The sequence below is a fragment of the Acidovorax sp. LjRoot38 genome (genome assembly GCF_964252975.1).
GTDB lineage: Bacteria > Pseudomonadota > Gammaproteobacteria > Burkholderiales > Burkholderiaceae_C > Acidovorax > Acidovorax facilis.
The window spans coordinates 1-24,879 of the sequence record NZ_CAXUPT020000024.1 but is presented as its reverse complement, the minus strand read 5'-3'; the positions used below and the strand labels follow the sequence as shown (position 1 = coordinate 24,879).

The following is a 24,879-nucleotide window of genomic DNA, read 5'->3' as shown; positions in this document are numbered from 1 at the left end:
AGGCTTAAACGCCAGCGGCGTGCGCCTGCTGGTCCGCGTGGTAGCTGCTGCGCACCATGGCGCCAACCGCAGCGTGGCTGAAGCCCATCTTGTAGGCCTCTTCCTCGAACATCTTGAAGGTGTCGGGGTGCACGTAGCGGCGCACGGGCAGGTGGCTGTTGCTGGGCGACAGGTACTGGCCGATGGTCAGCATGTCGATGTTGTGTTCGCGCATGTCGCGCATCACCTGCAGGATCTCTTCGTCCGTCTCGCCCAAGCCAACCATGATGCCGCTCTTGGTGGGGACATTGGGGTGCAGGGCCTTGAACTTTTTCAGCAGATTCAGGCTGAACTGGTAGTCGGAGCCTGGGCGCGCTTCCTTGTACAGCCGGGGTGCGGTTTCCAGGTTGTGGTTCATCACGTCGGGTGGCGCGGCTTTCAGGATTTCGAGCGCACGGTCGTCGCGGCCCCGGAAGTCGGGCACCAGGATCTCGATCTGCGTGGCGGGCGACAACTCGCGGATGTTCTGGATGCACTCCACAAAATGGCCGGAGCCGCCGTCGCGCAGATCGTCGCGATCCACGCTGGTGATCACCACGTACTTGAGCTTGAGCGCGGCGATGGTCTTGGCCAGGTTCAGGGGCTCGTCCTTGTCCAGCGGGTCGGGGCGGCCGTGGCCCACGTCGCAGAACGGGCAGCGGCGCGTGCACTTGTCGCCCATGATCATGAAGGTGGCCGTGCCCTTGCCGAAACACTCGCCGATGTTGGGGCAGGAGGCTTCTTCGCACACCGTGTGCAGCTTGTGCTCGCGCAGGATCTCCTTGATCTCGTAGAAGCGTGTGGTGGGGCTGCCCGCCTTCACGCGAATCCACTCGGGCTTCTTGAGCACTTCGCCTTGCTCGACCTTGATCGGAATGCGCGAGAGCTTGGCGGCCGCTTTTTGCTTGGCCAGCGGGTTGTAGGCTTCGGTGGATTGCGCTTCGCGGACGACTTCAGGGGTGCTCATGGCATGTAGGCAGGTTCAGGGCGCCAACCGGATGCTGAGCTGCTGGCCCAGCACCTGCGCGGCTTCTTCCCAGGTGGTGTGGACCCCGATTGTAGAAAGGTCCACCGTTTGCAAACCTGCGTAACCGCAAGGGTTGATGCGCGCAAAGGGCTCCAGGTCCATCGCCACATTGAGCGCCACGCCGTGGTAAGTGCTGTGCCGACTGACCTTGATACCCAGGGCGGCAATCTTGCCCAGGCCCTCGAAGTCCGGGATTGGCGCCGCCGTGCCGATGCGCTTTTGCGGACGCTGCGGCAGCAGGGCGTGGCTGTGTGGGTCGTCCAGCCGCACATAGATGCCAGGCGCGCCGCCCACGCGGTGGCCCGTGATGCCAAAGTGCGCCAGCGTGCGGATCACGGCTTCTTCCACGCGGTAGACGTACTCTTTGACGAAGTAACCTGCGCGCTGCAGGTCGATCAGCGGATAGGCCACCACTTGGCCGGGGCCGTGGAAAGTGACCTGCCCGCCACGGTTGGTGGCTACCACCGGAATGTTGCCCGGGTTCAGCACGTGATCACTCTTGCCTGCGAGCCCTTGTGTGTACAGCGGTGCGTGCTCGCACACCCAGAGCACGTCGGGTGTACCGGCCGAACGTGCGGTTGTGTAGTCCTGCATGGCCTGGACGGTGGTGGCGTAGTCCACGCGGCCCAGCATGCGAATGTCGATGGTCATGCGGCAAATATGCTGCAGCCCCGGGGCTACAGCACCACTTTCACCAGGGGGTGTGACGACAGTGCGCGGTACAGGTTGTCGAGCTGCTCCCGGCTGGTCGCGGTGATGGTGATGGTTACTCCGAGGTAATTGCCAGCGCGGCTGTCTCGCAGTTCAATGGTGCTGGCGTCAAAAGTGGGGTCGAACTGGCGGGCCAGTTCAGTGACAGCATGCACGAAGCCGTCCACCTTGGCGCCCATGACCTTGATGGGGAACCTGGAGGGGTATTCGATCAACGAGTCTTTGCGTGGATCGTTAGCCTGTGTGTCGAGGCCATTGGCAGGTGGTGGGCTGGAGGTTGTCATGGTGCGTACTGCTTCGGTTTCAATAGCTGGCGGGGCTTTGCCATTGTGCGCCAGCGGGGTTGTTGTGCTGCCGCTTGGGTGCAGGCAGCCTGCCCCAGGCCAGTGCACGGCAGTGCGGAAAGGATCGGAAAGCCGTTGGCCTGTCACCACAACAGCGCATGCACGCGCACCGGTTTTGGGCCGGGCTTGCAGGTCTTTGTCGTGCGTCACGGGTTTTTACTTATAATTAGAGGCTTTGTGAAAGTTGCAGTCTGTAACGCGGGCGTCATTCAACAATGAAAACAATCCCGCCAGAGACTGAAATTGAGGCTGAAGAATCTGACTTCAAGCCCCTGACGGCCGAGGAGGCTGAGGTGTGGCGCAGTCGCAATCCTTCCATCTCTGTGTGGAAGGTGGTGGCGGGTCAGGCACTGGTCGGGATGCTGGTGGCCCTGGTGGCCTGGGCTCTGACGGGCAGGGCATCTGTGGGCTGGTCTGCGGCTTATGGTGCGCTGGCTGTGGTTGCGCCGGCAGCGTTGTTTGCACGCGGTGTGTTGCGCCATTCGGCGTCTTCCAAGCCGCGTGCTGCCATGGTGGGATTCTTTGGTTGGGAGATTGCCAAGATCGTGCTGACGGTGGCGCTGCTTGCTGTGGCACCTCGGCTGGTGTCGGGCTTGAGCTGGATTGCCTTGCTGGTTGGCATGGTGGTCGCAATGAAAACGTACTGGGTGGCGCTTTTGGTGCGACCCGGTGTCCGAAAAACCGATTGATATAGAGAAGAGTTGTCCGATGGCCGCAGAAGCGCACGCTCCGACTGCAAGTGAATACATCGTTCACCACCTGCAGCATCTTCAAAACGTCAACCAGACCAAGATTGTTGATTTCACCGTCATCAACTATGACTCGATCATCGTCGGTCTGGTTCTGGGTGTGCTCACCCTTTTGATCCTGTGGTCAGCTGCCCGTAAGGCAACCTCCGGTGTGCCCGGTCGCTTCCAGGCGGCGGTGGAAATGCTGGTCGAGATGGTGGACAACCAGGCCAAGGCCAATATCCACAACGCCGAGAGCCGCAAGTTCATTGCTCCTCTGGGTCTCACGGTGTTTGTCTGGATCTTCCTGATGAACTTCATGGACATGTTGCCGGTGGACCTGCTGCCCGCCATCTGGGCCAAGATCTATGGCGCTGCTGGTCATGATCCCCACCACGCCTATCTGCGTGTCGTGCCTACGGCCGACCTGTCTACCACCCTGGGGCTGGCATTTGCCATTCTGATCCTGCGCTTCTGGTACAGCGTCAAGATCAAGGGCGCTGGCGGCTGGGCGCATGAACTCGTGTCGGCTCCGTTCGGCACCAGCAAGAACCCCATCTTCGCCCTGATTCTGGGCGTCGTGAATCTGCTGATGCAGATCATTGAATATGTCGCCAACACCGTATCGCATGGCATGCGGTTGTTCGGCAACATGTACGCCGGTGAACTGGTGTTCATGCTGATCGCCCTGATGGGTGGTGCGGCTGCACTGTCGCTGTCGGGTGTGCTGCTGCCTGTGGGCCACGTCATCGCTGGCACCATCTGGACGCTGTTCCACATTCTGGTGATCTCTCTGCAAGCCTTCATCTTCATGATGCTTGCACTGATCTACCTCGGTCAGGCGCACAACGCGCACTAACGGTTCCCTTTCGTTTCCCTTTTCTTTTTCAACCTTTCTTTTTTTAACTCAGGAGTCATCATGGAAAACATTCTCGGTCTCGTCGCTCTGGCTTGTGGTCTGATCGTTGGTCTGGGCGCTATCGGCGCTTCCATCGGTATCGCACTGATGGGCGGCAAGTTCCTCGAATCGTCGGCACGTCAGCCTGAACTGATCAACGAACTGCAAACCAAGATGTTCATCTTGGCTGGTCTGATCGACGCCGCCTTCCTGATCGGCGTGGCTATCGCTCTGCTGTTCGCTTTCGCCAACCCCTTCGCTTCGACGTTCTTGGCCAACCTGCCCAAGTAAGTCCCGTTCAACGCCACTCTAGAAAGGTGTTGCCGTGAGTATCAATGCGACCCTGTTCATTCAGGCCATCGTCTTCTTGATCCTGGTGTGGTTCACGATGAAATTCGTGTGGCCCCCGATCGCGAAGGCGTTGGATGAACGAGCCCAGAAAATCGCCGAAGGCCTCGCTGCTGCCGACCGTGCCAAGTCCGAACTGACCGCTGCCAACCAGCGCGTCGAAAAGGAGCTGTCACAGGCGCGCAACGAAACGGCCTCGCGTCTTGCGGACGCCGACCGACGTGCCCAGGCCATCATCGAAGAAGCCAAGGCACGCGCCACGGAAGAAGGCAACAAGATTGTTGCCTCCGCCCGTGCCGAAGCCGAGCAGCAAACGGTGCAAGCCCGCGAAGCCCTGCGTGAGCAGGTGGCAGCGCTGGCCGTCAAGGGTGCTGAGCAGATTCTCCGCAAGGAAGTCAATGCCGGCGTTCACGCCGACCTGCTCAACCGCCTGAAGACCGAGCTGTAAGGGGACACACATGGCTGAACTCGCCACCATTGCCCGCCCTTACGCCGATGCCCTGTTCAAGGCCGCTACTGCGGGTGCGGGCATGGACCTGGCCAGCACCGCTGACTGGGTCGATGAACTGGCGGCCATTGCCGCCAACCCCCAGTTGCGTCAGCTGGCGGACAACCCCAAGGTGACGGCAGACCAGGTGTTTGCCGTCTTCACGGGTGTTGCGCGTTCGGCGCTGTCCGATACGGCCAAGAATTTCCTGCGCACAGTCATCGACAACGGACGCATCAACGCGCTCCCGGAAGTGGCTGCGCAGTTTCGTGCCCTCGTGAATCGCCGCAACGGCTCTTCGGATGCCGTGGTGTACAGCGCTTTTCCGATGGACAGTGCCGCACTGTCCGAGGTCAGCGCAGCGCTGGAAAAGCGCTTCGGCCGCAAGCTCAATCTCGCTGTTCAGCAGGACGAGTCCCTGATCGGCGGCATTCGCGTAGTGGTGGGTGACGAGGTGCTGGACACTTCGGTCAAGGCCCGTCTTGAACAAATGAAAGCGGCCCTCACCGCGTAACGCGCGGCGAGGACAGCGAACCAAAGAAAGAAGGAAAGAGTCATGCAACTCAATCCCGCAGAAATTTCTGAACTCATCAAGAGCCGCATCGAAGGTCTGGCTGCCAGCAGCGATATCCGCAATCAGGGCACCGTGGTGTCTGTGTCGGACGGTATCGTTCGCGTTCACGGCCTGTCGGACGTGATGCAAGGTGAAATGCTGGAGTTCCCCGCCACCAAGGACGGCCAGCCTTCCTACGGTCTTGCGTTGAACCTGGAGCGCGACTCCGTCGGCGCCGTGATTCTGGGTGAGTACGAGCACATCTCCGAAGGCGACACCGTCAAGTGCACGGGCCGCATTCTGGAAGTACCCGTCGGTCCCGAGCTGATCGGCCGCGTGGTGAACGCCCTGGGCCAGCCCATTGATGGCAAGGGTCCTATCAACGCCAAGCTCACCGACGTGATCGAAAAGGTCGCTCCGGGCGTGATCGCCCGTAAATCGGTGGACCAGCCTCTGCAAACCGGCCTGAAGTCCATCGACTCCATGGTGCCTGTGGGCCGTGGCCAGCGCGAGCTGATCATTGGTGACCGCCAGACCGGCAAGACGGCAGTGGCCATCGACGCCATCATCGCCCAGAAGGGCCAAGGCGTGACCTGTATTTACGTTGCCATCGGTCAGAAGGCTTCGTCGATCAAGAACGTGGTGCGCGCACTGGAACAAGCCGGTGCCATGGAATACACGATTGTGGTGGCCGCGTCGGCTTCCGAATCGGCTGCCATGCAGTACGTGTCGGCCTACTCTGGCTGCACCATGGGCGAATACTTCCGCGACCGTGGCGAAGACGCCCTGATCGTGTATGACGACCTGTCCAAGCAAGCTGTGGCTTACCGTCAAGTGTCGCTGCTGCTGCGTCGCCCACCAGGCCGCGAAGCCTACCCTGGCGACGTGTTCTATCTCCACAGCCGTCTGCTCGAACGTGCAGCCCGCGTGAATGCCGACTACGTCGAAGCCTTCACCAAGGGTGAAGTCAAGGGCAAGACGGGTTCGCTGACCGCACTGCCGATCATCGAAACGCAAGCTGGCGACGTGTCCGCTTTCGTGCCTACCAACGTGATCTCGATCACGGACGGTCAGATCTTCCTGGAAACCTCGCTGTTCAACGCCGGTATCCGCCCCGCCATCAACGCCGGTATCTCGGTGTCGCGCGTCGGTGGTGCTGCTCAGACGAAGCTGGTGAAGAACCTGTCCGGTGGTATCCGTACCGACCTGGCCCAGTACCGTGAACTGGCTGCGTTCGCGCAGTTCGCTTCCGACCTGGATGAAGCCACCCGCAAGCAGCTCGACCGCGGCGCCCGCGTGACCGAACTGCTCAAGCAGGCGCAGTACAGCCCGCTGTCCATCTCGCTGATGGCTTCCACGCTGTTTGCTGTGAACAAGGGCTTCATGGACGACATCGACGTCAAGAAGGTTCTCGACTTCGAACACGGCCTGCACCAGTTCCTGAAGACCAGCCACGCCGCTCTGCTGGCCAAGCTGGAACAGGCCAAGGCCATGGACAAGGACGCAGAAGCCGAATTGACCGCAGCCATCGCCGCGTTCAAGAAGTCGTTCGCTTAAACCGGACGAGGAGCCATCATGGCAGCAGGCAAGGAAATACGCGGCAAGATCAAGTCGGTGGAGAACACCAAAAAGATCACCAAAGCCATGGAAATGGTGGCTGCATCCAAAATGCGCAAGGCGCAAGAGCGGATGCGGGCTGCCCGCCCTTACAGCGAGAAGATCCGCAACATTGCAGCCAATCTCGGCCAGGCCAACCCTGAATACGTGCATCCGTTCATGAAAGTGAACGATGCCAAGACGGCTGGCGTGATCGTGGTGACGACCGACAAGGGCCTGTGCGGTGGCATGAACACCAACGTGCTGCGCGTCGTGACGTCCAAGCTGCGTGAGCTGCAGGGCGCTGGCGTGTCCACCGAGGCGGTTGCCATTGGCAACAAGGGCCTGGGTTTCCTGAACCGTGTCGGTGCCAAGGTGGTTTCGCACGTGACGGGCCTGGGCGACACGCCCCATCTGGACAAGCTGATCGGACCGGTCAAGGTGCTGCTCGATGCGTATGCTGAAGGCAAGATCAACGCGGTGTACCTCTCGTACACCAAGTTCATCAACACCATGAAGCAGGAATCGGTGGTGGAGCAGTTGCTCCCCCTGTCGTCCGCGCAGATGCAGGCCGACAAGACTGAACATGGCTGGGACTACATCTACGAGCCCGATGCACAGACCGTGATCGACGATCTGCTGGTCCGCTATGTCGAGTCCCTGATCTACCAGGCCGTTGCGGAAAACATGGCGTCCGAGCAGTCGGCACGCATGGTGGCCATGAAGGCCGCCACCGACAACGCCGGCAGCGTCATTGGCGAGTTGAAGCTGGTCTACAACAAGACGCGCCAGGCAGCGATCACGAAAGAACTTTCGGAAATCGTGGCTGGCGCCGCTGCTGTGTAAGCAGCTCAACCAACATCTTTATTGGAGCGAAAAATGGCTCAAGTGCAAGGCAAGATTGTTCAATGTATCGGCGCTGTGGTGGACGTTGAGTTCCCGCGCGACCAGATGCCCAAGATTTACGACGCTCTGAAGCTCGACGGCTCGACCCTGACGCTGGAAGTGCAGCAGCAGTTGGGCGACGGCGTGGTGCGTACCATTGCGCTGGGTTCGTCCGACGGCCTGCGCCGCGGCATCATGGTGACCAACACCGGCAACTCCATCACCGTGCCCGTGGGCAAGGCGACGCTGGGCCGCATCATGGACGTGTTGGGTGCTCCCATCGACGAACGTGGTCCCGTGAGCCAGGAACTGACGGCCTCCATCCACCGCAAGGCCCCTGCGTACGACGAACTGTCGCCTTCGCAAGAGCTGCTGGAAACCGGTATCAAGGTGATCGACCTGGTGTGCCCGTTCGCCAAGGGCGGCAAGGTGGGCCTGTTCGGTGGCGCGGGCGTGGGCAAGACCGTGAACATGATGGAACTCATCAACAACATCGCCAAGGCCCACAGCGGTCTGTCGGTGTTCGCTGGTGTGGGCGAGCGTACCCGCGAAGGGAACGACTTCTACCATGAAATGGCCGATTCCGGCGTGGTGAACCTGGAGAAGCTCGAAGAGTCCAAGGTTGCCATGGTGTACGGCCAGATGAACGAGCCCCCAGGCAACCGTCTGCGCGTTGCGCTGACCGGCCTGACCATCGCCGAGTCGTTCCGCGACGAAGGCCGTGACGTGCTGTTCTTCGTGGACAACATCTACCGCTACACGCTGGCCGGTACCGAAGTGTCCGCTCTGCTGGGCCGCATGCCTTCCGCCGTGGGCTACCAGCCTACGCTGGCCGAAGAAATGGGCCGTCTGCAAGAGCGTATTACGTCGACCAAGGTCGGCTCGATCACCTCCATCCAGGCCGTGTACGTGCCTGCCGATGACTTGACCGACCCATCGCCTGCCACGACGTTCGCCCACTTGGACTCCACCGTGGTGCTTTCGCGTGACATCGCCTCGCTGGGTATCTACCCTGCCGTGGATCCTCTGGACTCCACCAGCCGCCAGCTGGACCCGAACGTCGTGGGCGAAGACCACTACGCTACGGCCCGTGCGGTGCAAGGCACGCTGCAGCGCTACAAGGAACTGCGCGACATCATCGCCATTCTGGGCATGGACGAACTGGCACCTGAAGACAAGCTGGCCGTGGCCCGCGCGCGCAAGATCCAGCGTTTCCTGTCGCAGCCTTTCCACGTGGCCGAAGTGTTCACGGGCTCGCCAGGCAAGTACGTTCCACTGTCGGAAACCATCCGTGGTTTCAAGATGATCGTGAACGGCGAATGCGATCACCTGCCAGAACAGGCGTTCTACATGGTGGGCACCATTGACGAAGCCTTCGAAAAGGCCAAGAAGGTGGCCTGATTGCCCGGCGGCTGAGCAGCCAACCGCCGCTCGGCCTTCAGCAATCAAGCAACCCACCTTTTCCTAGGAGCAATGATGAACACCATCCACGTTGATGTGGTCAGTGCCGAAGAGTCCATCTTCTCCGGTGAAGCGCGTTTCGTGGCGCTGCCTGGCGAAGCTGGCGAGTTGGGCATCTATCCCCGCCACACCCCGCTGATCACCCGTATCAAGCCGGGCTCGGTGCGCATCGAAATGGCTGACGGTTCCGAAGAGTTTGTCTTCGTGGCCGGTGGCATTCTGGAAGTGCAGCCCAACTGCGTGACTGTGTTGTCCGATACCGCCATCCGTGGCAAGGATCTGGACGACGAGAAGGCCAACGCCGCCAAGGCCTCCGCCGAGGAAGCGCTCAAGAATGCCAAGAGCGAAATCGACCTGGCAAAGGCCCAGTCCGAACTGGCCGTGATGGCGGCGCAGATTGCTGCGCTTCGCAAGTTCCGCCAGAAGAAGTGATTCAGATCTTGGTGGATCTGCCCCAAAACCCGGCTTGGCCGGGTTTTTTTATGCCCGCCTGCTGGAAAACAGCAAGCGGTCATGGAAGTCTGCTTTAAGGCAAGGTGGGGGACGTTTCCCGCAGGTGAAGTTGCAGCCCTTCACACGCCACGGAAAGCACATCGCCGCTGTCCGCCTGAAGCAAATGCCGGCTGCTTAGAAAGGCACGCGCTATAGATAGTGAGCGCACGCTCAGCGACAGCGATTCAATCAGCAAGTGTTCTCCTGGAACCAGCTCCAGACAGACATCCGGCGTGACTGCAATGGGATTGCCAGGCTGCGAGCCTGTGAGTGCCCGCCAATGGCGCTGGTGTGTTTGCACATCCGGGGTGCCCATGCGCAGGGCATGCAGTCCGGTGATTCCCAGGGGGCCGCCCCCGCTGTCCCGAAGGGCCTGCCGATGCTGCGCGCGGCGTTCTACCGGCGTTGAGGTTTCGGGCCAGGGGTAGAGGGCCGCACGCCGATCCCACTCGCAAAAGAACACACAGCAGCTTGGAGAGGAAAGCTCGAGCAGCACGGAATTGGTGAAATTGGTGACCCTTTCGCCCCGGCTGTTCTCGGACTGGAAGGCGCGGGGAGGCTTGCAAGTGATGCCTGCCTCCATAGCGTGCTCCAGGCTTTCGGCCAGGGGCGAAGCAGGCTCCAGAGCAAAACCGTGGATCAAGGGCGGTTGCGCATGGTCGGGAAGATCGCCGTTGGCGGTCGCTGCCCACAATTCGAGGTCAGTGTTGCCCAGATGGACCCAGCCATACGTGGCGAAATCAGTACGTTGCAAGGGCCAGGCCACGGGCAACCCGAAGGTCTCGCTGAAGAGCTGAAACAAAGGCTCGGCTGCGTGAAGGCGCAGCATGACATGGTCGATGGAGCGGTAGCTGGAAGCCATTGAGGTGTTCTGGGCCGGTGACTGGGCCATTGTCAATCTGTTCACGATTGGCAGGGCAGAAAAAAGCCGAGGCCCCGTGAGGGGCCTCGGCTTTTGAGCGTGAGACTGCGTCGGCGTGCCGCCGCAGCACCTGCCGTGCAAATTACATGGCGCTGAATTCGCCCGAAGGGATCTTGCCAGTGCGCAGGGCTTCAGCAGCCTGGGCGCGCACAGCAGCGCGGTCAGCCGTGGACGTGTATGTCACCACACGCGAACCAGCAGGCTCGATGCTGCGGGTCTGGGCCACGGTGGCTGCTTCAGCGGCCACTTCGGCACGGGTGCGGTTCGTGTCGAACTTCAGGGCAAATTGCGAACCATCGGCTTCGTCAGCGTGGGCGCCGAAAGCAGTGAAAGCGGCAACAGCGGCGATAGAGAGGAAACGGACAGACTTGTTCATGGTGAAACTCCAGTGAAATTCAAAAAATAGGGACGAGGTACTTGGCAATACGAAAACGTGTGAACCGTGGATTCAACAAGAATCAACCACGCTCACCCGAAGGGATCTGGCCAGCGCGCAGGGCTTCGGCAGCCTGGGCACGCACGGCAGCGCGGTCAGCCGTGGACGTGTAGGTCAACACACGCGAGCCTGCCGGCTCGATGGAGCGGGTCTGGGCAACGCTGGCGGCCTCTGCTTGCACTTCAGCGCGGGTGCGGTTGGTTTCAAATTTGGTAGCGAATTGCGAAGCATCGGCTTCGTCAGCCTGTGCTCCGAAAGAGGCGAAAGCGGCAACGGCAGCGATGGAGAGGAAGCGGGCGGTGTTGTTCATGATGAAAATCCTTGGAAGTTAAAAAGCGTCTCAAAAAAGCCGGGTCAAAAAACCATTCCTGCACCGGGTTCGGTGAGTCGCCTTGCGGGTTCGGCTCATCGATGGGTTGAACTGTACGCGGGTGAAGTCCAAAGAAAAACCACCGAGTCGCAAACTAACTGTTCCAGTATTGGAAACAATAGGCTGGGAACTTCGGTCGGGGATTTCGTAATGAGCGAGAAGATCGCCTTGAAACAAGGTGTTCTAGAGGAAAACCCTGCGGCTTATTTGGAACAGTGAGAATGCCCCGAAAGACATGCACGGTGCAGGAAGCGCCAGCCACTCCCCCGCCAAACCGCGCTTCTGCTGGGCCCGCAAATCGCTTGGACGGGCCGTCAAAAGCCCGCAGCGTCAACCCACTTTCTGGAGGCAACTCCGTGCGATCAGCCTCCCGCCGTGGAGGCTGCGCGTGCGATGTCTAGCGCAGCACCGGTGCGTCCGGCAATTCGTTGTGCTCGGGCGTATCGGGCAGGCGTGGAAAGTGCCGGGCAAGGCGCAACGACACGGCGTCGACGGCTTGTGCGAGGCCCTCTTCGTACTGCTCCTGGCGAAAGCGGGGAGCCATCAGCGCAATCACATCGCGCCATTCGTCCGCTGCCACATGCCGGGCAAGGCCCCTGTCGGCTACGATCTCTATCGCGTGCTCGGGCAGCAGCAGATAGATCAACACGCCGTTGTTGTGCTCGGTGTCCCACACGCGGTATTTGCTGAACAGCATGAGGGCGCGTTCACGCGCGCTGGCGTTGCGGCGCAGGTAGCTCCAGGGCAGGCTGGCTTCGGCGACGATGCGGATCTGGCCCGTGTGCTGCTGCTCGCTGGCTGCCACCCGCGCGGCCAGGCGCTCCAGGGTGTCGCCGGGCAGCGCGCGGCGTGTCTGGGGCTCGCCCCAGCGATGGCGGGCCAGGCGCCAGAGGGCGGCCGGTAAGGTCGCTATGGAGGTGGTGGTTGTTGATCCTGGACCCATGTTCACCAGTCCCCCGAGGCGCCGCCGCCTCCAAAATCGCCACCGCCACCCGAGCTGAACCCGCCACTGTCGCTGCTGCTGCCACCGCCGCTCCAGCCTCCGCCGCCGACACCCGCGCCCCAGCCGCCGACCGCCGCACCGCCTCGACCACGCCGTCGGCTGCTGCCACCGCCAGTGCCGCCGAAGATCCAGGTGTAAAGCAGAGCGATGAGGCCGGCGCCGCCCGCCACGATCAGGCTGGAGGTAACCACAAAGGCCAACAAGCCCACACCGCCGCCCATGAGCAGGCCCCCGAGGCGGCTGCCAAAAATGCTGCGCATCACCGGTCCCGCCACCATCACGCCGAAAAACAAAAAGATGGCGAGGTCCGTCCAGTCGAATCCGTCGCGGCTGGTGTCGGGGCTGTGGGCTGCGGCGCCGCTGTTGCTCGCCGGTGCTGGCAACGCCTCACCGGCTATGCGTGCGGAGAGCTGGATGACGGCGTCGCGCAGGCCGCCTGCATAGTCGCTTTGCTGGAACCGGGGCTTCATGGCGCCGTCGATGATGCGCGCCGCTGCAATGTCGGGGATGGCGCCTTCCAGGGTCTTGGCGACCTCGATGCGCATCTTGCGGTCGTTCTTGGCCACGATCACGAGCACGCCGTCACCCACGTCGCGGCGCCCGATCTTCCAGGTGTTGCCCACGCGGTTGGCGAACGATGCAATGTCTTCGGGAGCGGTGGTGGGCACCATCAGCACCACCACCTGCGCGCCCCGGGTCTGCTCCAGCGTTTGCAGCTGCGTCTCCAACGCGGCCTTGTCGGAGGCGCTCAGGGTGCCGGTCTGGTCGATGACGGGGCCGGTGAGCGCGGGCACGGGCAACAGGCCACTGTCAGCATGCGCCCATGGGACTGCAAATGCTATCAATAATATAGCTATCAGCGCTTTATAAATAAGCGCTAGGGGCATATTTTTCTCAAATTTTCAGCGGTGGAGAGGGCCGCGTTCAAGGCTTGGGCTTGGACGCGGAGAAATCCACGGTGGGCGGCGCGGAGATCTGGGCTTCGTTGGCCACGGCGAAGCTGGGCTTGGGCGCATAGCTGAACGCGATGGCGGTCAGGTTTGTGGGAAAGCTGCGCGCGAGCACGTTGTATTCCTGCACCGTCTGGATGTAGCGGTTGCGCGCCACGGTGATGCGGTTCTCGGTGCCTTCCAGCGTCACGCGCAGGTCGCGAAAGCCCTGGTTGGCCTGCAGCGTGGGATAGCGCTCGGACACCACCATCAGCCGCGACAGCGCGCCCGACAACTCGCCCTGCGCCTGTTGGAACTTGTTGAACGCCTCGGGGTTGTTCAGGGTTTCGGGCGTGACCTGGATCGAGGTGGCCTTGGCGCGCGCCTCGACCACGCGCGTCAGGGTTTCCTGCTCGAAGTTGGCCTCGCCCTTAACGGTGGCGACGATGTTGGGCACAAGGTCCGCGCGGCGCTGGTACTGGTTGAGGACCTCGCTCCACGCGGCCTTGGACTGCTCGTCCAGCCGCTGGAAGTCGTTGTAGCCGCAGCCGGTCAATGCGCTGAGCGTCAGCAGGGCGGTCAACAGGGCAAAAATGCGTTGGATCATGGTGGCTTCGCCAGGTGGAGTTCAGGGACAGTTTGGGGCACAGAGACAAGATGCCAAGGTGCCATCAACCGGCAGCTTGGCTGATTCTGCAACAAGTGCCGTCCCTGGTGCCACTTTCCGGGCGGGCCACAAGGCTTTGGGAGATGGCCGCACAATAGCAACCCGCACATGGCGGGCCGCATGGCCGCCGCGCCACCTTCCATCCCAGACGCCTCACCAACCACCATGCCCCGTTCTCGCGCCAGCGCCGCCACCCTCGGAGGTTCCTCGGACGAAACCGAAGCCGCGTTCTATGAGGCTTTGCAGCGGGGCGACATCGAGCTTTTGATGTCCTGCTGGGCAGAAGACGACGACATCATCTGCGTGCATCCCGGCGGGCCCCGGCTGCTGGGTGCTGGGGCGATTCGCACGGCGTTCGAGGCGATGTTTTCGCATGGCACGGTGCGGGCGCGGCCGTTGCAGGTGCACCGTGTGGTGGCGCTGACCAGCGCTGTGCACAGCGTGGTCGAGCAGGTCGAGGTGATGCTGCCCGACGGCCTGCACCAGGCCGTGGTGCTGGCCACCAATGTCTATCACAAGACCCCGGAAGGCTGGCGCCTGGTGGCCCACCATGCGAGCCCCGGCGTCGCGCCCGATGCGCAGGTGGTGGACGCCCAACGGCCCGTGCTGCACTGAGTGGTGGGGCCTTGAATCCAAGCCTTTTTAGGGTCTGGCGCTTGATAGGAAAGCGCAAATAGCTATGAAATATGTAGCACCTCGATGGTTGCCCGGTGGACAGCTCCAGACCATCTGGCCAGCCCTGTATTCGCGCCGCGTGTTCGGCCCCCGCCCCGTGTACCGCCGAGAGCGCTGGGACACGCCGGACGGTGACTTTGTAGACGTGGATTTTCTGCTGGAGGAGGGTGCCACGGCGCCTGCGGCACTCCGGCCGCTGTTGGTGGTCTTCCATGGCCTGGAAGGCTCGTCGCGCAGCCATTACTGTGAGGCCTTTGCCGACTGGGCGCGCGAGCGCGGTTGGGCCTGCGCCTTGCCCCATTTCCGGGGTTGCAGTGGCGAGATCAACCGGGCGCCCCGCGCCTACCACTCCGGCGACCACGCAGAGATCGGCTGGATGCTGCAGCGCCTGCGTGCGTCGCACCAGGGCCCCTTGGTGGCCGTGGGGGTCTCGTTGGGCGGCAATGCGCTCTTGCGCTGGGCGGCCGAGGTGGGCGAAGACGCTGCGCGCAGCGCCGATGCCGTGGCGGCCGTGTGCTCGCCCATCGATCTGGCCGCAGGGGGGAACGCCATCGGGCGTGGCTTCAACCGACAGGTCTACACACGCATGTTCATGCGCACCCTGGTGCCCAAGGCGCTGCGCAAACTCGCGCAGCACCCCGGGTTGTTCGATCGCCAGGCACTGATGGCCGCGCGCGACCTGTATGCGTTTGACAACGTGTTCACCGCGCCACTGCATGGCTTTCGGAACACCGAGGACTACTGGCAGCGGGCGTCGGCCAAGCCGCTGCTGCACCACATCCGCGTTCCGGCCCTGGTGGTGAATGCGCGCAACGATCCGTTTGTCCCGGCCGCCAGCCTTCCGCTGCCGCACGAGGTGCGCAATGGGTTCGTCACGCTCTGGCAGCCTCCACACGGCGGCCACGTCGGTTTTGCCCATGGCCGCCTGCCGGGGCACGTGCGTGCCATGCCCGACGCGGTGGGCGGGTGGTTGGCGGAACACGCAGGGGCTGGGACGCGGGCGGGCGCACAATCGCCGCATGGATGACATCGTCAAACAGGCGCTGGCCAAGTGGCCCAACGTGCCCGACTGTTATGGCTGGCTGGGCCTGGACGCGCGTGGCCACTGGTACCTGCGCGATGACCAGGCTCAGGCAGCAGGGCCGTTTCCGCAGAGCAAGGGGTCTTTGCTGCAGCATGAAAAGCTCATCGGCTTCATCGCGCGCAATTACGAAGCCGATGGGCAGGGGCGATGGTTCTTTCAGAACGGGCCCCAGCGGGTGTATGTAGAGCTGGAGGCTACGCCCTGGATCTGGCGCATACAGTCCGATTTTTCGGTGGTGTCCCACACGGGCCGTGGCGCGGCGGTGCAGGACTGCCTGGTGGACGCGCAGGGCTACGTCTACCTGACGTCGGCGCTGGGCGTGGGCCTGGTGCATACGCTGGACGTGCCTCTGGTGGCCGAAGCCGTGGAAGCGGGGCGCTGGCTGCCGCAGGAAGTGCTGGCGGAAGAGTTGCCTGATCGCTACGGCTTTGTCATGAGCCCGCAGGGCCAGTGGGGTGCCCGCGAAACCCCTGGGTCACCGCGCATGGTGGATACAAAGCAATCCTGAAAAGCAAAAAAGCCGGTCCACTGAACCGGCTTTTTTTATGCCTGCATGCAATGCCCCAAAGGGTGCACCGCACATGCCGCAAGGGGAAGGCTTACTTGGCGGCGGCAGCCATGAACTCGACCGCTGCGCGCAGGTCGGCGTCTGACGCCTGGGCTGCACCGCCACGGGGAGGCATTGCGCCCTTGCCCTTGGCCACGCTGTTGTACAGCGCATCGATGCCGGCAGGCAGGCGGGCCGACCAGGCGGCCTTGTCACCAAACTTGGGAGCACCGGCTACGCCTGCAGCATGGCACACCTGGCAGGCCTGCTTGTACAGGGCTTCGCCTGCGCCCGCGGCGGCGGCCGCTGCCACCGGCGCGGCAGCGGCTGGCGCGGCTTCTGCGGCGGGGGCTGCTGCTGCCACCGGCGTGGCGGGGGCGGCGGGAGCGGCTTCTGCGGCTGCCGGAGCAGCACCAGCCGCAGCGGGTGCTGCAGGCTCGGCAAATTTGGCACCGGCAGCATTGGCCATATAGGCCACGGCCCGTGCGATTTCGGTGTCGTTGAAGTCGCCACCACCTTGCGGTGCCATCGCACCCTTGCCCTTCAGGGCGGATTGCACCAGCGTTTCAAAGCCGGTGGCGATGCGGGCCGTCCAGGCGCCAGCGTCGGCAAATTTGGGAGCACCAGCGGCGCCGGTTGCATGGCAGGCGGCGCACTGGCCCTTGTACACCTCTTCGCCAGCCCGGAGAGGGCGGTTGGCGTCACGGATCTCGACCATGCCCACCTTCTGGATGCGCTCGGCAATGGCTTTCTCAGGATTGACGGCACCAGCGGCAGGCTTGTCTGCCGACGTGACGTACAGGACCAAGCCAATGATGGCAAAGATCGGAATCACAAACGAGAAAAGTACCGCGACCAGCAACTGCTTGGGGTTCTTGATCGGGCCGGTATGGGCTTCTTCGTGGTGGTTGTCGCTCATGACGTCCTCTGGTGTATCGGGGGCTTTGATGAAATCAACCTTAAATTATATCTGCGGGGCTGTTGCCTTCGGGTCAGGCCCGCGCGCGCCCTGTATCTCACCCCACACAGCCTGAGCCTGGCACGCGCCCGAAAACCATGGGGGCCGCGCCAAGCTTGCCGCCGCCTGCGTCAGGAGGGGTTGCCTGCTGTCGTTTCGGGTGCACCGCCGCCCAGGGCCTTGTACAGAGCCACCTGGTTTTGCAATTGGGCAAGTTTCACCTGCACTACAGCCTGTTGCGCCGTGAACAGCGAGCGCTGGGCGTCCAGCAGGTCCAGGTAGCTCGACACGCCATTGCGGTAGCGCAGATCAGACAGTTGCAGCCGGGAGGCCTCGGCCTGCGCCTGCAGCTGTTGCGCCTGCGCCTGCTCGCCCAGTGTGGCCTGGCCGGCCAGCGCGTCCGACACTTCGCGAAAGGCCGTCTGGATGGCTTTTTCGTATTGCGCGACGGCGATGCTGCGGCCCGCTTGGGCGCTTTCCAGGTTGGTCTGGTTGCGCCCTGCATCAAAGATGGGCAGCAGCAGGGAGGGTGCAAGCGTGAACCCCCACGAGCCGCTCTTGAACAGGCCCGACAGCTCGCCGCTGGCGGTGCCTGCCTGCGCTGTGAGCGAGATGCGCGGGAAGAACGCGGCCCTGGCGGCGCCAATGTTGGCATTGGCAGCAATCAGCTGCTGCTCCGCTTGGCGGATGTCGGGGCGGCGGGTCAGTAGTTCGGATGGGAGCCCCGCCGGCAGCTGTGCCATGGCGGGGGCGGCTGCCAGTCTGCTGCCTGTGAGGCTGGCACGAATGTCATCGGGCAGGGCTTGTCCCAACAGCAACGCCAGGGCGTTTTCGTCGAGCGCGCGCTGGCGCTGCTGCTGGGCCAGCGTGGCCCGCGCCGCCTGGGTCAGTGACTCGGCCTGGCGAAAGTCCAGCTCCGAAGCCACGCCTGCATCGAGGCGCATCTTGGTCAATCGGATGGACTCCTCGCGCGAGGCGAGGGTCTGGCGCGACAGGTCCAGCAGTTCTTCATCGGCCAGCAGGTTCAACCAGCCGTTGGCCACGGCAGCCACGAGGCTGACCTGTGTGGCGTTGCGGCCTTCTTCGGTGGCGAGGTACTGGGCAAGGGCCTGTTCCTTGAGACTTGCAATGCGGCCAAAGAAGTCGATCTCCCAGGCCGAAACGGCCAGGCCCACGCTGAACGAGTTGGTCAGATCGCCGGACCCTGCGGCGGGCGCGCGGCTCGCGTTGGCGGCCAGGCCCACGCCGGGGTACAGGTCGGCCCTGCGCACCTGGAATGTGGCGCGGGCCTGCTCGATGTTGAGCACGGCCACGCGCAGGTCGCGGTTGTTGGCCAGGGCCACCTCGATGAGCTGGCGCAGCCGGGGCTCGGCAAAATAATCTTGCCAGGGCGCGGCAGTTGCTGTGCCTGGGGCTGCCGCGTCCGTGGTGGCATAGGTGGCCGGCACTGGCGCTGCAGGGCGCTCGTACGTGGTTATGAACGAACAGCCGGCCAGAAGCAGGGCCGTTGCCAGGGCGATGGCGGTAGTGCGGGGGTTATTAGTCATGGGTTCCAACTCCTGCTTCTTCTGCGTGGCGGCGGTTCATCTCCTGCTGGCGCGCGCTGCCCTTGAACAGACTGCGCACCACTACGAAGAACACGGGCACGAAGAACACGGCCAGCACCGTGCCGGTGATCATCCCGCCCAGCACGCCGGTGCCGATGGCGCGCTGGCTGGCCGAGCCGGCCCCCGACGCAATGGCCAGTGGCAACACCCCGAGGCCAAAGGCCATCGACGTCATAACGATGGGGCGGAACCGCAGGTGGGCCGCCGCCAGTGCCGACTCGATCACGCTCTTGCCCTGGGCTTGCAGGTCCTTCGCAAATTCGATGATCAAAATCGCGTTCTTGGCTGACAGCCCGATGATGGTGATCAGCCCCACCTGGAAGTACACGTCATTGGCATAGCCGCGCAGCAGGGTGGCCAGCAGCACACCCAGCACCCCCAGCGGCACCACGAGAATCACGGCCAGCGGAATCGACCAGCTCTCATACAACGCGGCCAGGCACAAGAACACGGCCAGGATGGCAAAGCTGTAGAGGATCAGCGATTGTGAGCCCGCCAGTTTTTCCTCGCGCGACTGGCCGGTCCATTCGAAGCCGAAGCCTGCAGGCAACTGGCCGGCGAGTTTTTCCATCTCTGCCATCGCTGCGCCCGTGCTGAAACCAGGGGCCGGTGCGCCCGAGATGCGCATGGCGGGATAACCGTTGTAGCGCACCGTCTGCTGTGCGCCGTTGACCCAGCGCGTTGTGGCAAATGCCGAAAGTGGCACAGGTTTGCCCTGGCTGTTGGCGGCGTTGATCTTCAGCAGATCGTCCGGCTGCATGCGTGCAGGCGCATCGGCTTGCACCACCACACGCTGCAGGCGGCCCTGGTTCGGGAAATCGTTCACATAGCTCGAACCCAGTGCCGTGGACAGTGCAGAGTTGATCGCATCAAACGGCACACCCAGCGCATTGGCCTTGTCGCGGTCGATATCGATCTGCAGCTGGGGTGCGTCTTCCAGTCCATCCGGGCGCACCTGGGTCAGCACTTTGCTTTGCGAGGCCATGCCCAGCAGCTGATTGCGTGCCTTCACCAATGCCTCGTGCCCGGCGCCTCCTCGGTCCTGCAGGCGGAATGTGAAGCCGCTGGCGTTGCCCAGTTCGGGAATGGGGGGAGGGCTCAGCGGGAAGATGAACGCGTCGCGGATGCCCATCAGCCCGCCAAAAGCGCGATTGGCCACGTCTTGCGCAGACTGACCCGGGCCGTGGCGCTCGCTCCAGTCCTTCAGGGTCACAAAGGCGAGGGCCGCATTCTGGCCCTGGCCGGAAAAGCTGAAACCCAGCACACCAACCATGCTTTGAACTTCGGGCTGCTTGAGGATGAATTCCTCAACCTGTTGCATCACGGCCAGCGTGCGTTCCTGTGTCGCACCGGGGGGCAGTTGCACATTGACGATGATGTTGCCCTGGTCTTCGCTGGGCAGGAACGAGGTGGGCAAGCGCATGTACACCACGGTCACGGCGCCGATGATGGCGGCGTAAATGACCAGGTAGCGCGCGCCCCGCTTGAGCATGCGCGCAACAAAGCCTTCGTACCCCTTGGCCGTGCGTGAGAAGCTGCGGTTGAACCAGCCGAAAAAGCCGCGTTTTTCATGGTGGTGGCCGGCTTCTACGGGCTTGAGCAGCGTCGCGCACAGTGCCGGTGTGAGCGACAGCGCCATGAAGGCCGAGAAAGCGATGGATGCCACCATCACCGCCGAGAACTGGCGGTAGATGTTGCCGGTGGACCCGGCAAAAAAGGCCAAAGGTACGAACACCGAGATCAGCACCACGGTCACGCCGATGATGGCGCCCGAGATCTGGCGCATGGCCTTGCGGGTGGCCTCCAGTGGCGAAAGACCCTCCTCGCTCATGATGCGCTCGACGTTCTCCACCACCACGATGGCATCGTCCACCACGATGCCGATGACCAGCACCATGCCGAACATGGTCAGCACGTTGATCGAGAAACCCAGCGCCAGCAGTGTGGCGAACGTACCCAGCAGTGCGATGGGCACCACGATGGTCGGGATGATGGTGTAGCGCCAGTTCTGCAGGAACAGGAACATCACCAGGAACACCAGCGCCACGGCTTCCAGCAGTGTCTTGGCCACCTGGGTGATGGAGATGTCCACGAAGCGCGAGCTGTCGTAGGGGATGCTCCAGCTCATGCCCTCGGGGAAGTAGCGCGAGAGTTCATCCATCTTGGTGCGCACGGCCTTGGCGGCTTCGAGGGCATTGCCGCTGGGGGACAGTTGGACGCCGATGCCTACGGCGGGCTTGCCGTTCAGGCGTGCAGCCGTGGCATAGGCCTGTCCGCCCAGCTCGACACGCGCCACGTCCTTGATGCGGACCGTGGAGCCATCGGTATTGGCGCGCAGCACGATGTTGCCGAACTGCTCCACGCTGGAGAGCTGTCCGTTGACCACCACGGTGGCTGCGATGCCCTGGCCCGCCACATTGGGCAGGTCGCCGATGGTGCCGCTGGCCACCTGCGCGTTCTGCGCACGGATGGCGGCTGTGATCTCGGCCGCCGAGAGGTTGAAGCTCACCATCTTGGCCGGGTCGATCCAGATGCGCATGGCACGCTCGGTACCGAACAGCTGAGCTTGGCCAATGCCTTTCAGGCGCTGCAGTTCGGGCACCACGTTGCGCGATGCGTAGTCGCCCAGGGCCACAGTGTCCGTGGCCGGATTGGTGGACGAGAGCATGGTGAACAGCAGGAAGTTGGAGCGCGACTTGTCCACGCGCACGCCTTGCTGGGTCACGGCCGAGGGCAGGCGTGGCGTGGCTCGCGAGAGCCGGTTCTGCACATCGACCTGCGCCAGGTCGGCGTTGGTGCCGGGCTGGAAGCTCAGGGTGATGCTGCCGGAGCCATCGGCCTGCGCGACCGACTCCATGTAGATCAGCCCGGGTGAGCCGTTCATCTCGCGTTCAATCACCGATAGCACGCTGTCTTCGAGGGTTTGCGCGGAGGCGCCGGGGTAGGCCGCGTTGATGACGATGGACGGCGGCGCGACAGGGGGATACTGGGCGATCGGCAACTGCGTGATCGCCACCCCGCCCATCACCATGATGAACAAGGCAATCACCCATGCAAAGATGGGGCGGTCGATAAAGAACTTGGCCATGCTGGAATGCCCCTTATGGCTTCGATGCCGAAGCGGCCGATGCAGCAGGTGTGGCGGCCTGTGCCGAAGGCGCCCCCGGAGCTTGCCACGGGACGGGTTTTACGGGCGTGCCGGGAGGCAGCATCTGCAGCTTCTGGAAACCGTCCACCATGATCTTTTCTCCGGCCTTCAGCCCCTCAAGAACCACCCACCGGTTGTTTTGTGCGGCGCTGACCTTGATGGTGCGCTGGGACACCTTGCCGTCTTCGCCCACCACGCTCACGGTGTCGCCCTGCTGGGTGCGCGTGACAGCCTGCTGAGGCAGGGTGATGGCATTGCTGGCCTGGGCTTGCTCAATGCGCACGCGCAGGTACAGGCCGGGCAGCAGCTCGCCCTTGGGGTTGGGCACCTCGGCGCGCAGCGTGACCTGGCCCGTGGTGGCGTCCACCGACAGGTCGGTGAACAGCAGCTTTCCTGTCTGGGCGTACTCCGAACCATCGCCCATCACGAGTTTGACACTGGCGGCCTCTGCGCTGCCAGCACGCTTGAACTGTCCACTTTCCATGGCCCGTCGCAACTGAAAGACGTCGCCCGCCGACTGGGTGAAGTTCACGTACACGGGGTCGATCTGCTGCACCACCGCCAGGGGCGTTGCTTCGCCTTGTCCCACGAGCGCACCTTCGGTAACCAGAGCCCGGCCGATGCGGCCCGAGATGGGCGAGGTCACACTGGCATAACCCAGGTTGATGTCTGCCGTACGTACGGCAGCCCGGGCGGTGGCCACATCTGCCTGTGCCTGCTTTTCGGCAGCTTCGGCATTCACAAAATCCTGTTTGCTGATGGCGTTGGCACTCACCAGCGGGCGGTAGCGTTCCACTTGAGCACTGGCCTGTGCGAGGTTGGCCTGGGCCTTGGCCAGGCCAGCGCGCGCGCTTTCCGATGCGGCGGCGTAGGGGGCGGGGTCAATGCGGAACAGCGACTGCCCTGCCTTCACATCACTGCCTTCCTTGAAAAGGCGCTGCTGCAGGATGCCTGCGGCGCGAGCACGTACCTGTGCAACCCGCGAGGCCTCCACACGCCCCGGCAATTCGGTGATCAAGCCGACATCGCCAGGAGTTGCCGTCACCACACCCACCTCAACAGGTGGCATTTGCGGCCCTCCAGCGGGTGCTTGGCCATCCGTCTTGCCACAAGAGGCGAGAAACAGTGTTGTTGCTGTCAAGGCAACCAGAGAGACAGCCCTGCGGGTGGGAAAGGCGCTAAAGGAGGGGGTTGCAGATGCATCACGCAGCATGGGAGTCCTTTTTGATGGGCGTCAAGGAATCGGGTTGTAGGGGATGGGCCGCTTGCCGAGGGCCCGACCAGGCCAGAGCCCGACAAAATAAGTGCGCAATTATACATACAGACATGAATGTATAATTGTGACGGCCGATGCCTTTGTGGATCGTGTGGGTACGTAGTGTGTAGAACGAGGAGACAAATACCAATGGCGCGTCGAACCAAGGAAGATGCGGTTGCCACGCGCAACGGCTTGATTGATGCGGCGGAGCAGGTTTTTCGGGAGAAGGGGGTCTCACGCGCTTCGCTGAGTGATATTGCGCAGGCTGCGGGGGCTACGCGGGGAGCGATCTACTGGCACTTCAAGGACAAAGTGGATCTTTTCAATGCCATGATGGATCGGGTGACACTTCCGCTGGAGCAAGGCTACGGGGAGTTTGAGAGCAGTACCTGCCCAGACCCTGTGCAGCGATTACGCGCGGTGATGGCGCTCGTGCTGCGCGGCGTTGCCTCAGATGAGCGAACGCGCAGGGTTTTTGAGATTGCGCTCTACAAAGTAGAGTATGTGAGTGAGCTTGTGGGGGTGCGTGACCGCCATGTGGCTGCGTCGGAGGGTTTTACGCAGCAGCTGGCGCGTGATTTCGCGTTGGGGGCGCAGCACCAGGGGGTTGTCTTGCCGATGGCTCCGATCGAGGCGGCGATTGGTTTGCATGCCCTGTTCGATGGCTTGATTCGAAACTGGATCCTGAGCGAGGGTGGTTTTGATCTTGTGGGTGTTGGTGGTGCCTGCACCGATGCCTTTTTGTTGGGGCTGGGGCTCTCGCTGCCGGTGTCCTCGGGTGCCGAGGTTTGTAGTCTTCCTTCCTGATGTGCCATCCATTTCGTCGTTGTGCGGGAGTCGGTTGTGATTGATTCCTTCGACGTGTGGTGGCGTGCGATAATACGAAGCTGTGCCATTTCGGTCGTGCGGCTGTAGCTCAGTGGATAGAGTATTGGCCTCCGAAGCCAAGGGTCGTGGGTTCGATCCCCGCCAGCCGCACCATGGATTTGTATAGCTTTGCCTCCTGTCATGAACTTGGCGTGGTGGCTTGGCCTTATGAATTTCTCTGGGCTGCAAAAAACTGGTGCTATAATTCGAAATTCTCCGGAGGGGTGCCCGAGTGGCTAAAGGGGGCAGACTGTAAATCTGTTGGCTTACGCCTACACTGGTTCGAATCCAGTCCCCTCCACCAGTGAATAGAAGTGATGAGGTTGGTGCTTGGTCTCGTTGTTTGCGGGGCTGGGTGCGCAGAGACTGTTGGTCGATGCGGGAGTAGTTCAATGGTAGAACCCTAGCCTTCCAAGCTAATGACGCGGGTTCGATTCCCGTCTCCCGCTCCATTGCTTGTTGTGCTGGTTTGTTGAGTTAGAGATTTTGATGTCGCGCGAGCGGTGTCAAGTTGCCCATGTGGCTCAGTGGTAGAGCACTCCCTTGGTAAGGGAGAGGTCGCGGGTCCGATTCCCGCCATGGGCACCACTTTCAGGTGCGTCCGATTCTGGTTGCGCCGAGATCCAGTTGTATTGGTATAGATTTTTTTCGGAGTCGGAAAAATGGCAAAAGGTAAGTTCGAGCGCACCAAGCCTCACGTCAACGTGGGCACAATCGGCCACGTGGACCATGGCAAGACGACGTTGACGGCAGCCATCGCTACCGTGCTGTCCGCCAAGTTCGGCGGTGAAGCCAAGGCATACGACCAGATCGATGCAGCGCCCGAAGAAAAGGCCCGCGGTATCACGATCAACACCGCT

The 24,879-nt window shown here is 62.5% G+C and carries 27 protein-coding genes and 4 tRNA genes; 18 read left to right on the top strand and 13 right to left on the bottom strand.

All coding sequences use genetic code 11. The annotated features are described in order from the left end of the window. Positions 1-4: 4 nt before the first annotated feature. Genes lipA through ACSQ22_RS25230 form a run of 3 tightly spaced genes read right to left on the bottom strand, consistent with a single transcriptional unit; the run spans position 5 to position 2,040 of the window. Complete coding sequence (gene lipA / locus ACSQ22_RS25240; RefSeq protein ID WP_055396226.1) at positions 5-985, bottom strand: lipoyl synthase; 981 nt, start codon at positions 983-985, stop codon at positions 5-7. A gap of 15 nt (positions 986-1,000) precedes the next feature. Then, positions 1,001-1,696, bottom strand: coding sequence for a lipoyl(octanoyl) transferase LipB (lipB, locus tag ACSQ22_RS25235; protein ID WP_055396228.1), 696 nt, complete (start codon positions 1,694-1,696; stop codon positions 1,001-1,003). Between the two features lie 26 nt (positions 1,697-1,722). After that, positions 1,723-2,040: a YbeD family protein gene (locus ACSQ22_RS25230; RefSeq protein ID WP_436131871.1), complete on the bottom strand. Its 318-nt coding sequence runs from the start codon at positions 2,038-2,040 to the stop codon at positions 1,723-1,725. Positions 2,041-2,315: 275 nt separating this feature from the next. Between ACSQ22_RS25230 and ACSQ22_RS25225 the strand changes: the two genes are divergently transcribed. From ACSQ22_RS25225 to ACSQ22_RS25185, 9 genes are all read left to right on the top strand, one after another. Next, on the top strand, positions 2,316-2,789 hold the full coding sequence (locus tag ACSQ22_RS25225; RefSeq protein ID WP_436131870.1) for an ATP synthase subunit I: 474 nt from the start codon (positions 2,316-2,318) through the stop codon (positions 2,787-2,789). A 19-nt stretch (positions 2,790-2,808) separates the two neighbouring features. Further along, positions 2,809-3,687, top strand: coding sequence for a F0F1 ATP synthase subunit A (gene atpB, locus ACSQ22_RS25220; protein WP_121422014.1), 879 nt, complete (start codon positions 2,809-2,811; stop codon positions 3,685-3,687). Positions 3,688-3,747: 60 nt separating this feature from the next. Beyond that, positions 3,748-4,017: a F0F1 ATP synthase subunit C gene (atpE, locus tag ACSQ22_RS25215; RefSeq protein WP_007847749.1), complete on the top strand. Its 270-nt coding sequence runs from the start codon at positions 3,748-3,750 to the stop codon at positions 4,015-4,017. Between the two features lie 34 nt (positions 4,018-4,051). Then, positions 4,052-4,522: a F0F1 ATP synthase subunit B gene (locus ACSQ22_RS25210; protein ID WP_007847746.1), complete on the top strand. Its 471-nt coding sequence runs from the start codon at positions 4,052-4,054 to the stop codon at positions 4,520-4,522. Between the two features lie 10 nt (positions 4,523-4,532). Beyond that, positions 4,533-5,075 carry a F0F1 ATP synthase subunit delta gene (locus tag ACSQ22_RS25205; protein ID WP_436131869.1) on the top strand — a complete coding sequence of 181 codons (543 nt, stop codon included), beginning with the start codon at positions 4,533-4,535 and terminating at the stop codon, positions 5,073-5,075. 42 nt (positions 5,076-5,117) lie between these two features. Beyond that, positions 5,118-6,671 carry a F0F1 ATP synthase subunit alpha gene (gene atpA, locus ACSQ22_RS25200; RefSeq protein WP_055396240.1) on the top strand — a complete coding sequence of 518 codons (1,554 nt, stop codon included), beginning with the start codon at positions 5,118-5,120 and terminating at the stop codon, positions 6,669-6,671. Positions 6,672-6,689: 18 nt separating this feature from the next. Beyond that, positions 6,690-7,556, top strand: coding sequence for a F0F1 ATP synthase subunit gamma (gene atpG / locus ACSQ22_RS25195; RefSeq protein WP_055396242.1), 867 nt, complete (start codon positions 6,690-6,692; stop codon positions 7,554-7,556). 33 nt (positions 7,557-7,589) lie between these two features. Then, a complete protein-coding gene (gene atpD / locus ACSQ22_RS25190; protein ID WP_055396243.1) occupies positions 7,590-8,996 on the top strand; it encodes a F0F1 ATP synthase subunit beta in 1,407 nt (468 codons plus the stop codon). 75 nt (positions 8,997-9,071) lie between these two features. Beyond that, complete coding sequence (locus tag ACSQ22_RS25185; protein ID WP_010467232.1) at positions 9,072-9,488, top strand: F0F1 ATP synthase subunit epsilon; 417 nt, start codon at positions 9,072-9,074, stop codon at positions 9,486-9,488. Positions 9,489-9,582: 94 nt separating this feature from the next. Here ACSQ22_RS25185 and ACSQ22_RS25180 read toward each other — a convergent pair whose 3' ends face one another. The 6 genes from ACSQ22_RS25180 to ACSQ22_RS25155 all read right to left on the bottom strand — a co-directional run bounded on the left by ACSQ22_RS25180 (position 9,583) and on the right by ACSQ22_RS25155 (position 13,815). Then, complete coding sequence (locus ACSQ22_RS25180) at positions 9,583-10,377, bottom strand: hypothetical protein (protein ID WP_436131868.1); 795 nt, start codon at positions 10,375-10,377, stop codon at positions 9,583-9,585. 175 nt (positions 10,378-10,552) lie between these two features. Continuing rightward, positions 10,553-10,846 carry a DUF4148 domain-containing protein gene (locus ACSQ22_RS25175; protein WP_121419969.1) on the bottom strand — a complete coding sequence of 98 codons (294 nt, stop codon included), beginning with the start codon at positions 10,844-10,846 and terminating at the stop codon, positions 10,553-10,555. An 82-nt stretch (positions 10,847-10,928) separates the two neighbouring features. After that, a complete protein-coding gene (locus ACSQ22_RS25170) occupies positions 10,929-11,216 on the bottom strand; it encodes a DUF4148 domain-containing protein (protein WP_121419970.1) in 288 nt (95 codons plus the stop codon). Positions 11,217-11,673: 457 nt separating this feature from the next. Further along, positions 11,674-12,219: a TPM domain-containing protein gene (locus tag ACSQ22_RS25165; RefSeq protein ID WP_436131867.1), complete on the bottom strand. Its 546-nt coding sequence runs from the start codon at positions 12,217-12,219 to the stop codon at positions 11,674-11,676. A gap of 2 nt (positions 12,220-12,221) precedes the next feature. Further along, entirely contained in the window at positions 12,222-13,166 is a 945-nt protein-coding gene (locus tag ACSQ22_RS25160; RefSeq protein WP_436131866.1) for a TPM domain-containing protein, read from the bottom strand. Between the two features lie 37 nt (positions 13,167-13,203). Further along, the gene (locus ACSQ22_RS25155) at positions 13,204-13,815 is read right to left on the bottom strand and encodes a LemA family protein (protein WP_436131865.1); all 612 of its coding nucleotides are present in this window, start codon (positions 13,813-13,815) and stop codon (positions 13,204-13,206) included. A 225-nt stretch (positions 13,816-14,040) separates the two neighbouring features. On the opposite strand from ACSQ22_RS25155, the gene ACSQ22_RS25150 reads away from it, so the two are divergent. The 3 genes from ACSQ22_RS25150 to ACSQ22_RS25140 all read left to right on the top strand — a co-directional run bounded on the left by ACSQ22_RS25150 (position 14,041) and on the right by ACSQ22_RS25140 (position 16,142). Beyond that, entirely contained in the window at positions 14,041-14,490 is a 450-nt protein-coding gene (locus ACSQ22_RS25150) for a YybH family protein (RefSeq protein WP_055401297.1), read from the top strand. Between the two features lie 64 nt (positions 14,491-14,554). Then, positions 14,555-15,577, top strand: a complete 1,023-nt coding sequence (locus tag ACSQ22_RS25145; protein WP_436131864.1) for a YheT family hydrolase — start codon at positions 14,555-14,557, stop codon at positions 15,575-15,577. Continuing rightward, positions 15,570-16,142, top strand: coding sequence for a DUF2946 family protein (locus ACSQ22_RS25140; protein WP_121422020.1), 573 nt, complete (start codon positions 15,570-15,572; stop codon positions 16,140-16,142). The genes ACSQ22_RS25145 and ACSQ22_RS25140 overlap by 8 nt, the downstream gene beginning before the upstream one ends. 91 nt (positions 16,143-16,233) lie before the next feature. On the opposite strand, the gene ACSQ22_RS25135 is transcribed toward ACSQ22_RS25140, so the two are convergent. The 4 genes from ACSQ22_RS25135 to ACSQ22_RS25120 all read right to left on the bottom strand — a co-directional run bounded on the left by ACSQ22_RS25135 (position 16,234) and on the right by ACSQ22_RS25120 (position 23,107). Beyond that, positions 16,234-17,100 (bottom strand): c-type cytochrome, encoded by an 867-nt coding sequence (locus ACSQ22_RS25135; RefSeq protein WP_121422021.1) that lies wholly within the window; start codon positions 17,098-17,100, stop codon positions 16,234-16,236. A gap of 170 nt (positions 17,101-17,270) precedes the next feature. Next, positions 17,271-18,686 carry an efflux transporter outer membrane subunit gene (locus ACSQ22_RS25130; RefSeq protein ID WP_436131863.1) on the bottom strand — a complete coding sequence of 472 codons (1,416 nt, stop codon included), beginning with the start codon at positions 18,684-18,686 and terminating at the stop codon, positions 17,271-17,273. After that, positions 18,679-21,834, bottom strand: a complete 3,156-nt coding sequence (locus ACSQ22_RS25125) for an efflux RND transporter permease subunit (protein ID WP_436131862.1) — start codon at positions 21,832-21,834, stop codon at positions 18,679-18,681. The genes ACSQ22_RS25130 and ACSQ22_RS25125 overlap by 8 nt, the downstream gene beginning before the upstream one ends. Positions 21,835-21,847: 13 nt before the next feature. After that, positions 21,848-23,107, bottom strand: coding sequence for an efflux RND transporter periplasmic adaptor subunit (locus ACSQ22_RS25120; protein ID WP_121422023.1), 1,260 nt, complete (start codon positions 23,105-23,107; stop codon positions 21,848-21,850). Positions 23,108-23,299: 192 nt separating this feature from the next. Here ACSQ22_RS25120 and ACSQ22_RS25115 point away from each other — a divergent pair, with 192 nt between their 5' ends. From ACSQ22_RS25115 to ACSQ22_RS25090, 6 genes are all read left to right on the top strand, one after another. Then, positions 23,300-23,959: a TetR family transcriptional regulator gene (locus ACSQ22_RS25115; RefSeq protein WP_121507808.1), complete on the top strand. Its 660-nt coding sequence runs from the start codon at positions 23,300-23,302 to the stop codon at positions 23,957-23,959. Between the two features lie 98 nt (positions 23,960-24,057). Beyond that, positions 24,058-24,133 (top strand) — tRNA-Arg (locus ACSQ22_RS25110). A 104-nt stretch (positions 24,134-24,237) separates the two neighbouring features. Further along, positions 24,238-24,323, top strand: a tRNA-Tyr gene (locus tag ACSQ22_RS25105). A 74-nt stretch (positions 24,324-24,397) separates the two neighbouring features. After that, positions 24,398-24,471: transfer RNA gene (locus ACSQ22_RS25100), tRNA-Gly, on the top strand. Between the two features lie 61 nt (positions 24,472-24,532). Continuing rightward, positions 24,533-24,607, top strand: a tRNA-Thr gene (locus ACSQ22_RS25095). A gap of 74 nt (positions 24,608-24,681) precedes the next feature. Beyond that, the coding region (locus tag ACSQ22_RS25090; RefSeq protein ID WP_421561726.1) for a GTP-binding protein at positions 24,682-24,879 on the top strand (198 nt) is incomplete at its 3' end.

Bases quoted from the DNA above. Each gene is read 5' to 3' on its own strand.
- ACSQ22_RS25185 (WP_010467232.1), top strand. From the start codon at position 9,072: ATGAACACCATCCACGTTGATGTGGTCAGTGCCGAAGAGTCCATCTTC.
- ACSQ22_RS25225 (WP_436131870.1), top strand. From the start codon at position 2,316: ATGAAAACAATCCCGCCAGAGACTGAAATTGAGGCTGAAGAATCTGAC.
- ACSQ22_RS25155 (WP_436131865.1), bottom strand. From the start codon at position 13,815: ATGATCCAACGCATTTTTGCCCTGTTGACCGCCCTGCTGACGCTCAGC.
- atpA (WP_055396240.1), top strand. From the start codon at position 5,118: ATGCAACTCAATCCCGCAGAAATTTCTGAACTCATCAAGAGCCGCATC.
- ACSQ22_RS25115 (WP_121507808.1), top strand. From the start codon at position 23,300: ATGGCGCGTCGAACCAAGGAAGATGCGGTTGCCACGCGCAACGGCTTG.
- atpG (WP_055396242.1), top strand. From the start codon at position 6,690: ATGGCAGCAGGCAAGGAAATACGCGGCAAGATCAAGTCGGTGGAGAAC.
- ACSQ22_RS25230 (WP_436131871.1), bottom strand. From the start codon at position 2,040: ATGACAACCTCCAGCCCACCACCTGCCAATGGCCTCGACACACAGGCT.
- ACSQ22_RS25165 (WP_436131867.1), bottom strand. From the start codon at position 12,219: ATGGGTCCAGGATCAACAACCACCACCTCCATAGCGACCTTACCGGCC.
- atpE (WP_007847749.1), top strand. From the start codon at position 3,748: ATGGAAAACATTCTCGGTCTCGTCGCTCTGGCTTGTGGTCTGATCGTT.
- ACSQ22_RS25140 (WP_121422020.1), top strand. From the start codon at position 15,570: ATGGATGACATCGTCAAACAGGCGCTGGCCAAGTGGCCCAACGTGCCC.
- lipB (WP_055396228.1), bottom strand. From the start codon at position 1,696: ATGACCATCGACATTCGCATGCTGGGCCGCGTGGACTACGCCACCACC.
- ACSQ22_RS25120 (WP_121422023.1), bottom strand. From the start codon at position 23,107: ATGCTGCGTGATGCATCTGCAACCCCCTCCTTTAGCGCCTTTCCCACC.
- ACSQ22_RS25130 (WP_436131863.1), bottom strand. From the start codon at position 18,686: ATGACTAATAACCCCCGCACTACCGCCATCGCCCTGGCAACGGCCCTG.
- ACSQ22_RS25160 (WP_436131866.1), bottom strand. From the start codon at position 13,166: ATGCCCCTAGCGCTTATTTATAAAGCGCTGATAGCTATATTATTGATA.
- atpB (WP_121422014.1), top strand. From the start codon at position 2,809: ATGGCCGCAGAAGCGCACGCTCCGACTGCAAGTGAATACATCGTTCAC.
- ACSQ22_RS25145 (WP_436131864.1), top strand. From the start codon at position 14,555: ATGAAATATGTAGCACCTCGATGGTTGCCCGGTGGACAGCTCCAGACC.
- ACSQ22_RS25175 (WP_121419969.1), bottom strand. From the start codon at position 10,846: ATGAACAAGTCTGTCCGTTTCCTCTCTATCGCCGCTGTTGCCGCTTTC.
- ACSQ22_RS25180 (WP_436131868.1), bottom strand. From the start codon at position 10,377: ATGCTGCGCCTTCACGCAGCCGAGCCTTTGTTTCAGCTCTTCAGCGAG.
- lipA (WP_055396226.1), bottom strand. From the start codon at position 985: ATGAGCACCCCTGAAGTCGTCCGCGAAGCGCAATCCACCGAAGCCTAC.
- ACSQ22_RS25125 (WP_436131862.1), bottom strand. From the start codon at position 21,834: ATGGCCAAGTTCTTTATCGACCGCCCCATCTTTGCATGGGTGATTGCC.
- ACSQ22_RS25205 (WP_436131869.1), top strand. From the start codon at position 4,533: ATGGCTGAACTCGCCACCATTGCCCGCCCTTACGCCGATGCCCTGTTC.
- atpD (WP_055396243.1), top strand. From the start codon at position 7,590: ATGGCTCAAGTGCAAGGCAAGATTGTTCAATGTATCGGCGCTGTGGTG.
- ACSQ22_RS25135 (WP_121422021.1), bottom strand. From the start codon at position 17,100: ATGAGCGACAACCACCACGAAGAAGCCCATACCGGCCCGATCAAGAAC.
- ACSQ22_RS25170 (WP_121419970.1), bottom strand. From the start codon at position 11,216: ATGAACAACACCGCCCGCTTCCTCTCCATCGCTGCCGTTGCCGCTTTC.
- ACSQ22_RS25150 (WP_055401297.1), top strand. From the start codon at position 14,041: ATGCCCCGTTCTCGCGCCAGCGCCGCCACCCTCGGAGGTTCCTCGGAC.